The 9,822-nt window shown below is 71.9% G+C and carries 10 protein-coding genes; 4 read left to right on the plus strand and 6 right to left on the minus strand.

Annotated features, from left to right (window positions below):
- Window positions 1-200: 200 nt before the first annotated feature.
- Window positions 201-617, minus strand: coding sequence for a hypothetical protein (locus VLI41_RS14415; RefSeq protein WP_325268778.1), 417 nt, complete (start codon window positions 615-617; stop codon window positions 201-203).
- 281 nt (window positions 618-898) lie between these two features.
- Between VLI41_RS14415 and VLI41_RS14420 the strand changes: the two genes are divergently transcribed.
- Complete coding sequence (locus VLI41_RS14420; protein WP_325268779.1) at window positions 899-1,447, plus strand: OmpA family protein; 549 nt, start codon at window positions 899-901, stop codon at window positions 1,445-1,447.
- 142 nt (window positions 1,448-1,589) lie between these two features.
- Window positions 1,590-2,306, plus strand: a complete 717-nt coding sequence (locus tag VLI41_RS14425) for a hypothetical protein (RefSeq protein WP_325268780.1) — start codon at window positions 1,590-1,592, stop codon at window positions 2,304-2,306.
- A 95-nt stretch (window positions 2,307-2,401) separates the two neighbouring features.
- On the opposite strand, the gene VLI41_RS14430 is transcribed toward VLI41_RS14425, so the two are convergent.
- From VLI41_RS14430 to VLI41_RS14440, 3 genes are all read right to left on the minus strand, one after another.
- Window positions 2,402-3,568: a cystathionine gamma-synthase gene (locus tag VLI41_RS14430; protein WP_325268781.1), complete on the minus strand. Its 1,167-nt coding sequence runs from the start codon at window positions 3,566-3,568 to the stop codon at window positions 2,402-2,404.
- Window positions 3,565-4,959 carry a pyridoxal-phosphate dependent enzyme gene (locus VLI41_RS14435; RefSeq protein ID WP_325268787.1) on the minus strand — a complete coding sequence of 465 codons (1,395 nt, stop codon included), beginning with the start codon at window positions 4,957-4,959 and terminating at the stop codon, window positions 3,565-3,567. The genes VLI41_RS14430 and VLI41_RS14435 overlap by 4 nt, the downstream gene beginning before the upstream one ends.
- 170 nt (window positions 4,960-5,129) lie before the next feature.
- Window positions 5,130-6,257, minus strand: a complete 1,128-nt coding sequence (locus VLI41_RS14440; RefSeq protein ID WP_325268782.1) for a hypothetical protein — start codon at window positions 6,255-6,257, stop codon at window positions 5,130-5,132.
- A 219-nt stretch (window positions 6,258-6,476) separates the two neighbouring features.
- On the opposite strand from VLI41_RS14440, the gene VLI41_RS14445 reads away from it, so the two are divergent.
- On the plus strand, window positions 6,477-6,710 hold the full coding sequence (locus VLI41_RS14445) for a hypothetical protein (protein WP_325268783.1): 234 nt from the start codon (window positions 6,477-6,479) through the stop codon (window positions 6,708-6,710).
- Here the strand turns inward: VLI41_RS14445 and VLI41_RS14450 are convergent.
- Together VLI41_RS14450 and VLI41_RS14455 are read right to left on the minus strand one after the other, a co-directional pair.
- Window positions 6,707-7,198 (minus strand): flavodoxin family protein, encoded by a 492-nt coding sequence (locus VLI41_RS14450; protein WP_325268784.1) that lies wholly within the window; start codon window positions 7,196-7,198, stop codon window positions 6,707-6,709. The genes VLI41_RS14445 and VLI41_RS14450 overlap by 4 nt on opposite strands.
- 37 nt (window positions 7,199-7,235) lie before the next feature.
- Entirely contained in the window at window positions 7,236-8,405 is a 1,170-nt protein-coding gene (locus tag VLI41_RS14455; RefSeq protein WP_325268785.1) for a sulfotransferase, read from the minus strand.
- 475 nt (window positions 8,406-8,880) lie between these two features.
- Between VLI41_RS14455 and aspS the strand changes: the two genes are divergently transcribed.
- Window positions 8,881-9,822, plus strand: a 942-nt coding sequence (aspS, locus tag VLI41_RS14460; protein ID WP_325268786.1) for an aspartate--tRNA ligase, incomplete at its 3' end; no start/stop codon positions are given.

Genomic DNA, 9,822 nt, shown 5'->3' on the forward strand with positions numbered 1-9,822 from the left:
CCGAGGTAGCTACCGCCCCCGTGAGCGGCAGCGAACGGGGGAGGGGGACCGCCCGCCGAGGCCCGCGCCCGCGGGCCGAAGAGCGGGTGGTGGCGGGGGCGAGCCGGGGCAGGACGGCCGAACTACGCCTTTCTTCCAGCGCTGGTGGGTCCCGGTCTTCTCCCGCCGGTCGAAACCGGGATGACGCAGGGAGCGGGGCGCTACCGCCGCCGCCGCGGCGCGTCGATGCGAGCGCCGTCGACTGCGATGGTCACCTGGGCGCAGTCGCCGATCGGGGCGGTCATCACCGCGCCGGCCCCGCGGTAGCCGCCGGAGCCCATGCCGACGGTGACCTCGCCGTGCGGCTTGCGGTCCTCAGGCGCCGCGCAGCCCGGCCGCGCGCCCGCCCGCATGGCCTGCGCCCTGGCCGCATCCGGCCCGGTGGGCTCGCCGGCCAGCACGCGCCGGCCCCACTCGCCGATCGCCTCGGGCGTGTTCTCCGGATCCACGGCCCCCGGCGGCGGCGCCGCGGCCGGCATCGGCGCATGCGGCCCGGCCGGGATCGCCTCCTGCGCCAGGGACGCCGAGGCGGCGGCGCACGCGCAGCCGAGCGCAGCGGCAAGCAGGGCGGCTCTCATGGCGGCAGCCTGCCGCCCGCACCAAGGCCCAATCAAGGCCGCGTGTTGCGATCCTCCGCCCCAGGGGCGGCGCCGGCGGGCCGCGCACGGGAACTGGGTTCCGGCTCTGCAGCCCGCGAGGCCGGCTTCCGGCCGGGATGACGCCGAGGGTGTTTTTCAGCCCATCGCGCCCCACCTGCGGCCGAGCCTCGCCACGAAATGGCCTATTTCGGTGTTGAAACAGTGCAGCCTCGAGGCGGCGGGGGCCGACTGGGAGAGAACACCCCACCATGAATCGAACGATGATGATCGCAGGCGCCCTGGCGCTCGGCGGACTGTCCCTGGGCGGCTGCGCCACCAAGGACTACGTCAACAAGCAGGTCGCGACGGTCTCCACCCGCGTGGATGCGACCGACCAGCACGTCGGGGCCGTGGAAGGCACCGCCAAGGACGCCCTCGACCGGGCGACGGCGGCCGGCAAGCTCGCGGAAGGCAAGTTCCTCTATTCGGAAGTGCTGTCCGACGACTCGATGAAGTTCCGGGTCAACCACTACGACCTGAGCCCCGAGGCCCAGGCCCGCCTCGACGCCTTCATCGACAAGCTGAAGAGCGACAACAAGAACGTCTACGTGGAGATCCAGGGCCACACCGACGCCACCGGGCCCAAGGACTACAACTACCACCTGGGCGAGCTCCGGGCCGAGGCGGTGCGCCGCTACCTGAACCAGCACGGCGTGGCGCTGAACCGGGTGAACACCATCTCCTACGGCCCCGACGCCCCGGTGCAGCCCAACACCACCCGCGAAGGCCGCCAGGCCAATCGCCGCGTGGTGCTGATCGTCCTGGCGTAAGCGAACACCGCCCGTCATCCCGGACGGCCGCAGGCCGATCCGGGACCCAGGGGCAGGGCGCCGCATTCCTGGGTCCCGGCTCTCCCCTACGCTGCGGCCGGGATGACGCCGAGGTGAGTCGCCGCGGACAGGAGAGCGGACCATGAGCGACCGGGGAGGCTCCGCTCGCCGCCGCTGGGCCTGGGCCGTCTCGGCCGCGGCCCACGCCGGCCTGCTGGCGCTGATCCTCTCGGTCGCGCCGTCCCCGGCGCCGCGCGAGTTCGACGAGCCCGAGGTGCTGCCGGTGGTGCTCGCCCCGCCTGAGCCGCCGAAGCCGCCGCAGCCGCCGGCGCCGGAGCCGAAGCCCGCGCCCACGCCGCCCAAGGCCGCCGCCCCCAAGCCGGTCGCGAGCCTGAAGGTCCGGCGGCCGAAGCCCGCGCCCGCCGACGTCGCCCCGCTGCCGGTCGCCCCCGGCCGCGCCGCCTCGCCCGGCGACGAGCTCGGCGAGGCCGAGGTCGCCGGCGCCGCCACCGCCGAGACGGGCGGCGGCGAGTGCAACATGGCCGCCTGGCTCGAAGCCAAGCTCCGCGGCGACCGCCGCGTGCGCGAGGCGATGGCCGCAGCCTACCGCGGCAAGCCGCTGCTCCTCTGGCGCGACGGGACCTGGATCCAGCGGAGCGGCGAGGAAGGCCAGGGCCTCGCCGCCGTCCGCGAGGCGGTGATGTGGGAGGTGGCCTTCGCGCCTGTCGCCTGCCGTCGCCAGCCGGTCCACGGCCTCGTGCTGCTGAAGCTCGCCGCCGGCCCCGGCTCGCCGCGCGTCGTCATCGGCGGCGGCGCCTGGCGCTGGCAGGACCTGCTGTTCGCCAAGGGGCGGGGGTGATCTCCACCGCTCGTCCCGCGAAGGCGGGGACCCGAGCCTTCTCTCCACGGTCGCGGGCTCAGCATGGATTCCCGCCTTCGCGGGAACGAGCGGGTTTATCGCAGCGCCTGGTCGAGGTCGGCGATCAGGTCGGCCGCGTCCTCCACGCCGACCGAGAGCCGGATGAGGCCGTCGCTGATCCCGAGCCGCGCCCGCTGCTCGGCCGGGATCGAGGCGTGGGTCATGATCGCCGGGTGCTCGGCCAGGCTCTCCACCCCGCCCAGGCTCTCGGCCAGCGTGAACAGCCGGAGCCGCTCCAGCACCGCCACCGTGCCCGCCAGGTCGCGATCGAGGATCAGGGTGATCATCCCGCCGAAGCCATGCATCTGGCGCCGGGCGAGCGCGTGCTGCGGATGGCTGGCGAGGCCCGGATAGATCACCCGGCCGACGCGGCGGCCCTCCAGCCACTGGGCGATGCGAGAGGCGTTGTCGCAGTGCTGGCGCATCCTGAGCGCCAGGGTCTTGAGGCCGCGCAGCGTCAGGAAGCTGTCGAACGGCGAGGCCACCGCGCCCACGGCGTTCTGCAGGAAGGCGATCTTCTCGCAGAGCTCGGCGTTGTCGCCCGCGATCAGCGCGCCGCCCACCACGTCGGAGTGGCCGCCCACGTACTTGGTGGTCGAGTGCATGACCACGTCGAAGCCCAGCTCCAGCGGCCGCTGCACGTAGGGGGAGGCGAAGGTGTTGTCGGCCGCGGACCAGATGCCGCGCCGCCGGGCCAGCTCGGCGATCGCCGCCAGGTCGGCCAGCCGCAGCATCGGATTGGTCGGCGTCTCCACCCAGATCAGCCGGGTCCTGGGCGTGACCGCCGCCTCGACCGCCGCCAGGTCCGCCAGATCGACGAAGCTGAACTCGAGCCCGGCCGAGCGCTTGCGCACCTTGTCGAACAGCCGGAACGAGCCGCCGTAGAGGTCCTCGCTGGCGACCACGTGATCGCCGGCCTCCAGCGCGTCCAAAAGGGTGGCGATCGCCGCCAGGCCCGAGGCGAAGGCGAAGCCGCGGGTCCCGCTCTCCAGGTCCGCCAGCGCCCGCTCCAGCGCGAACCGCGTCGGGTTCTGGCTGCGGGAGTACTCGAAGCCCTTGTGCTTCCCGGGGCTCTCCTGGGCGTAGGTGGAGGTGGCGTAGATCGGCACCATCACCGCCCCGGTGGTCGGATCCGGCTCCTGCCCGCCGTGGATCGCGCGCGTGGCGAAGTCCAGCCGGTTCTTGCCGTGCTCCCCGGTCACGCCGCCCGCCTCAGGTAGTTGATCAGGTCGATGCGGGTGATCAGCCCCAGGAACTCGTGGCCGTCGAGCACGATCGCCACCTGGTCCTTCTCGAAGATCGGCAGCAGCGCCTCCAGCGGCTCGCTCGCCTGCAGCGTCGAGAGCTTGGCGGTCATGGCCGCCGCCACCGGCTGGTTGAAGCGCGCGTCCTGCCGGCGGTCCTCGACGGCTTCCAGCAGGTCGCTCTCGTCGATCAGCCCGATCAGCCGCCCGTCGTCCAGCACCGGCAGCTGGCTGACGTCGGCCTGACGCATGCGGTTGTAGGCGGTGAGCAGGGTGTCCTCGGGCCCGACCGTCACCGTCTCACCGCTCGCCGAGCCGCGGGCGATCAGGTCGCGCAGGTCGCCGTGCAGCTCGCGGCTGGCCAGCCCCTGCTCGGCCACCCAGCTGTCGTTGTAGACCTTGGAGAGGTAGCGGGAGCCCGTGTCGCAGACCAGCGTCACCACCCGCTTGGGCGCCGTCTGCTCGCGGCAGTAGCGCAGCGCCCCGGCCAGCAGGGTGCCCGACGACGAGCCGCCCAGGATGCCGGCCCGGGTGAGCAGCAGCCGCGCCGTGGCGATGCTCTCGCTGTCCGGGATCTCGTAGGCCTTGGTCACGAACGACAGGTCGCAGTTCTTCGGCACGAAGTCCTCGCCGATGCCCTCGACCACCCAGCTGCCGGCCTCGACCCGCTCGCCGCGCTCGACCAGCGGCGCCAGCACCGAGCCCACCGGGTCGGCCAGCACCATCTGCGTCTTCGGCGAGGCCTTGGCGAAGAACCGCCCGAGGCCGGTCAGGGTGCCGCCCGAGCCCACGCCCACCACCACCGCGTCGACGTCGCCGCCCATCTGCTCGAGGATCTCCGGCCCGGTGGTCGTCTCGTGGGCGAGCGGATTGGCCGGGTTCTCGAACTGGTTGATGTAGACGGCGCCCGCGAGCTTGGCGGCGATCGCGGCGGCCATGTCCTGGTAGTACTCCGGGTGGCCCTTGCCGACGTCGGAGCGGGTGATCCGCACGTCGACGCCCATCGCCCGCAGGTGCTGGATCTTCTCGCGCGCCATCTTGTCGGGCACCACCAGCAGCAGCCTGTAGCCCTTGACGAGCCCCACCTGCGCCAGGCCGAGCCCGGTGTTGCCGGCGGTCGCCTCGACGATCGTGCCGCCGGGCTCGAGGCGGCCGTCCTTCTCCGCGGCGCCGATCATCGAGAGCGCGATGCGGTCCTTGATCGAGCCGCCCGGATTGGCGCTCTCCAGCTTGACGAACAGCCGGCACCGGCCGGCCTCGAAGCCGTGCAGCTCCACCATCGGCGTGGCGCCGATCAGCTCGAGCGCGGAGGCCGCCACCGGCGGCGGAGTAAGCTTGCTCACGGTCAGCCTCGGGCGTGCGGTTGTGACGTCGCTCAGCGCTATAGCGGTCGAGCCTTGCCGACGATCCCTGCAACCGAGGTAGACCGCACCGCGCCGCCCGGCGCAAGGCGGACAAGCGACACCCCCCGCCCGGTCAGGGGAGGGGGCTCGCGATAGCGGCCGTCGCCGAGCTGAGGCTAATTCGCGCCGCCTGGCCGCCCGCCGCCGGCCTTGGCTGGCGTCGCCGCGGCCGCGGGGGCCTGGGCCTTGGCGGCCGCTTCGGCTTCCTGGCGCCTGGCGCCCTGCAGCATGTCGGGCAGCGCGTAGTTGCCCTCGTGGCAGGCGTATTCGTAGAGCTCGCCCTTCAGCGGATGGAACTCGTATTCGCCGCCCCAGGGCTTGTCCCAGACGCTCGGGTCCTCGACCTGGAACGAATAGTAGAGCCGGTCGGGCGCGACGCGGCGGAACCGCTCGGTGACCTTCAGGTCCTTCCAGGCGCCGAAGAAGGCCTCCTCCTTCGGGACGTTGGTCGTCTCGACGACCAGGGTGTCGCCGTCCCACCAGCCGATGGAATCCCCGAACCAGGGCCGGACCCCGTCGGTGCGGTGCTTGGCGTTCAGCCGCACGATCCGCATGTCGTGGACCATCTCCACCTCGATCACCACGGCGTCGGGGGTCTGCAGGATCTGGTAGTCGTTGTTGTAGAAGCCGTTGGGGAACATCGGCGGGCCGGCGTTGCGCCCGAAGCCGATGATGCAGCGTTCGCCGAGCGAGCGGGTCTCGTAGCTGTCGAACGAGCCCATCCGGCCGCCGCCGCCGCGTCCGCGGCCGAACAAGCTCGCCTGCTCGCCGTCCTTGCGGGGCGGCGGACGGCCAGTCTCGGTGGTGATCAGCGAGGTCCGCGGCTCGCCGTTCACCCGCATCACCGCGCGGCCGGGATCGAGCCAGCCGATGTTGTAGCCGCCCACGTCGCCGCCCGCGGCCGCGAACTCGGGACGCACGTTCTTGTCCTCGCCCTTCTGCACCGGCGCGTTCGGGTCGGTGGGCATGTCGCCCTCCTTGAACTCCCGCGCCATCTCCGCCTCCTCCGCCTTCACGGCGGCCGGCGGCATGACCAGCTGGGCCCCATATTTGGGGTTGCGGATCATCGGGGTGAGCGTGGCGTTGCTCCAGTTGCCCGACAGGTCCGGCTGGCCGAAGGGGGTGCGCGGGGCATGGTAGGCGGCGGCGGCCTTCGCGGGCGCGGCGGCCGGCGCGGCCTGGGCCATCGCCAGGGGCGCGGCGACCAGGGCGGTCGAAAGGGCGAGAAGAACGGCGCGTCTCAAGTCAATGCTCCCCCAAAGAATGTCGGTCGTGAATTTGCCAAGGCCTTTATCAGGCGATTTTACGAGCCGTGTGTCGCCCCGGCAATGCGGCCCGCGACGGCGCCGCAGGGACCTGCCGGCCGCCGCCCCGCTGCGACCGCTCGGCGTAGGGTTCTGTCCGCTGCGTGACCGACGCTCGCGCGCTCAGATGATACGAGCCAACCCAGAGAGGGACCGCGCATGGCCGAGCTCGCCGCGAAATTTCTGCGACCCGCCGAAAGCGATGACCTGCCCTATCGCGTCGAGCTGCGGGATGCCTCGGGCGCCGGGGTTGCGCGGCTGCTCGCCGCCTGCCACAGCCCCGCACTCGGCTACACGAGCTACTATGCCGCCCTGCGTGAGTTCTTCGGCCAGCACGTCACCCTGAGCGAGGGCGATCGGCTGCTGGCCGCAACGGGGGCGCAGCGCCGCTAGAAGACGCCCATGGCCAGCCCGGCCGCCATCGCGGCGCCGACCTCGCGACACGGCGTGAGCTCCGCGTCGCCGAGCCGCTTCTCGGCCAGGATCGCCTCGGGCGTCTGGGCATGGGTGCAGATGATCAGCGGCTCGCAGATGGCCTTCAGCCGCCAGCCTGTGGCGATGCGGCCGAGCTGGCGGGCCGCGCCCTCGCCGTCGCTGCCGGCCGCGATCAACGCCGCATAGGCGCGCCCGCTCAGCCGTCCCAGGCAGGGGTAGTAGCAGCGATCGAAGAACTCCTTCATCTCGCCGGACATGGACGCCAGGTTCTCGGGGCAGGCGAAGATCAGTCCGGCCGCCGCGAGCAGATCCTCGGCCTGGGTCTCGGCCGCGCGGGCGAGCCGGGCCGCAACCTCGGCTTCGGACCGGGCGCCCTGCGCCGCGGCCTCGGCCATGGCCCGCGCCGCGCCTGTGCGCGAGTGCCAGACGATCAGCAGCTGCTTCATCTGCCGCCGAGCGTACGGCGACTCGGGGGTTTTGACGTCAGGCGGCCCAGATTCGCCGGCTGAGCCGCATGGCGGCGGCATAGCGCAGCTCGCGGCGCAGCGCCGCCGGCACGATCCGCAGCACCAGCGCCCCCGCCGCGGCCAGCGCCATGGCGTCATCCAGATATCCGAATACGGGGATGCGGTCGGGAATGAGGTCGAACGGGGCCAGCAGATAGAGCGCGGCCAGAATCGTGACCATGCGCGCCAGCCTGGGCACACGGGGATGCTTCATCGCCAGCCACAGCGCGTAGAGATCGCGGCGGAGCGCCTTCCAGGGCGCGCGGCGGGCGCCGATCGCGGCCGGATGGGCGATCGCGGCTGCGGCGCGTTCGGGCGCGGCCCCGGCGGGCGCGGCCGCATAGCCGAGGGCGGCCAGCTCGGCGCCCGCCTCGCGTTCGAACACCGCCAGCGCCTCCGGCGAGAGCTCCGACCTCCAACGTCCCATCGAACGGGGCGAGACCGGGCCGGCGGCCGGGGCCGCCGCCTCGGCCTGATGGCGCAGGACCGCCTCGTCCCACTCCACGCCCAGGAAGCCCAGCAGGGCGCGCAGCGTCGGTTCGGGCCGCAGCACCAGATCCTCGTAGCGGACTTCGTGGTAGCGCGGCGAGCCCGCCAGCCGCCGGCCGGCGCGCACCCGCTCGGCCCAGTAGCGCGCGCAGGCGGCCAAGGCCTCCGGCGAGGCGCGGTCGGCGCCGCCGGTGATCTTTTCCAGTTTCATCCAGCGCGCGCGCCGCAGAGAGCAGGCCACGTCGCGGCCGTCGCGCACGAGATGGACAAAGCGGGCGTTCGGGAACCGGTCTGCGAGCGCCTCGAACTGGCGTATGTTCTCCGGCGTCTTCTCGGCCCAGACCGCCTTGCCGCTCGCCTCGAGGCAGGCGCGCTGGAAGCGCTCGATGAAGGCGAGCCGGGTCGGACTGGCGGCCTGCCAGCGCCGCACCTCGGCCGGCGCGAAGCCGAACCGTTCGGCGAGTTCCTGCGCAGAGGTGATCCGCTCAAGGAACAGCGTGCTTTCCGGTCCGCAGAAGATCTTGGGGTGCCGGTCGAGCCGGTGCCGCAGCAGCGTGGTGCCGCTGGATCCGCAGCCGCCGATGATCACCAGGTGCGCCTCGGAGCGATCGGCGCCGCGCAGCCGATCCGCCAGGCGCCAGCGCCAGGGTGCGCTCACGATCGCACCTCAGAGTGGTGTTCGCCGAGCCTGGTTCGTGACCCGCTCCGCCCCAATGCGCGCCGCACAAAGCCCTCCCGACCTGCTCAGCCCGAGCAGGAGTAGCAGTATGGATCGTCGAGGAAATGGCCGCTCGGCATCGGAACCGATACGCAACTGAAACGCAACGGTCGCAGGTGGCGCGGGCGGCGAAGGGGGTCATCTGGCTTTTCCGCGCAGCCGCGCGAGCGCACCTCTCGGTGGTGGCCGCCGGCGCGGCCGCTCCGCCGCCGAGCGCCATTGCGGGCTTGAAACGTGCTGACGCCAGCACGAGGGAATCGGCGGCGACCTCGCGACCGGGCGACGGCGCGCAAGCACCGGGCGCCGATCCATCCGGAGCGGCGGGAGGGGATGCAGAAAGTCAGCACTTGTTGACAATCGGGGGGCGTCATGCGCCCTTCCGCGCCTCGTAAAAGCACCCCGATTTCCTGAAGAGATGCACGCCTACCGCACCCACACCTGCGGCGAGCTTCGCGCCGCCAACACCGGCGACAAGGTCCGGCTCTCGGGCTGGATTCACCGCAAGCGCGATCACGGCGGCCTGATCTTCATCGACCTGCGCGACAACTATGGCCTGACCCAACTGGTGGTGAGCCCATCGGCCCCCAGCTTCACCACGGTCGATCACCTGCGCGCCGAGAGCGTGATCCGCCTCGACGGCGAGGTCGTGGCGCGCTCGCCCGAGACGATCAATCCGAACCTGCCGACCGGCGAGATCGAGGTGCGGGTGAAGGAGGTCGAGGTCCTCTCGGAAGCCAACGAGCTGCCGCTGCCGGTGTTCGGCGAGCCGGACTACCCGGAGGAGATCCGGCTGAAGCACCGCTACCTGGATCTGCGGCGCGAGACGCTGCATCGCAACATCCTGCTGCGCAGCCAGGTCATCAACTCGATCCGCCGCCGGATGCTGGAGCAGGGCTTTTACGAGTTCCAGACCCCGATCCTGACCGCCTCCTCGCCGGAGGGCGCGCGCGACTTCCTGGTCCCCTCGCGCCTGCATCCCGGCAAGTTCTACGCGCTTCCCCAGGCGCCCCAGCAGTTCAAGCAGCTCCTGATGGTGGCGGGCTTCGACCGTTATTTCCAGATCGCCCCCTGCTTTCGCGACGAGGACGCCCGCGCCGACCGCTCGCCCGGCGAGTTCTACCAGCTCGATATCGAGATGAGCTTTGTCACCCAGGAGGACGTCTTCGCCGCCGTGGAACCAGTGCTGCGCGGCGTGTTCGAGGAGTTCGCCGACGGCAAGCCGGTCACGCCGAAGTTTCCGCTGATTGCCTACGCCGACGCGATGCGGATGTATGGCTCGGACAAGCCCGACCTGCGCAATCCGATCAGGATGGCGGACGTGAGCGAAAGCTTTCGCGGGTCCGGCTTCAAGGTGTTC

Origin of the sequence: Phenylobacterium sp. (assembly GCF_035475775.1) — a bacterium.
Lineage (GTDB): Bacteria > Pseudomonadota > Alphaproteobacteria > Caulobacterales > Caulobacteraceae > Phenylobacterium.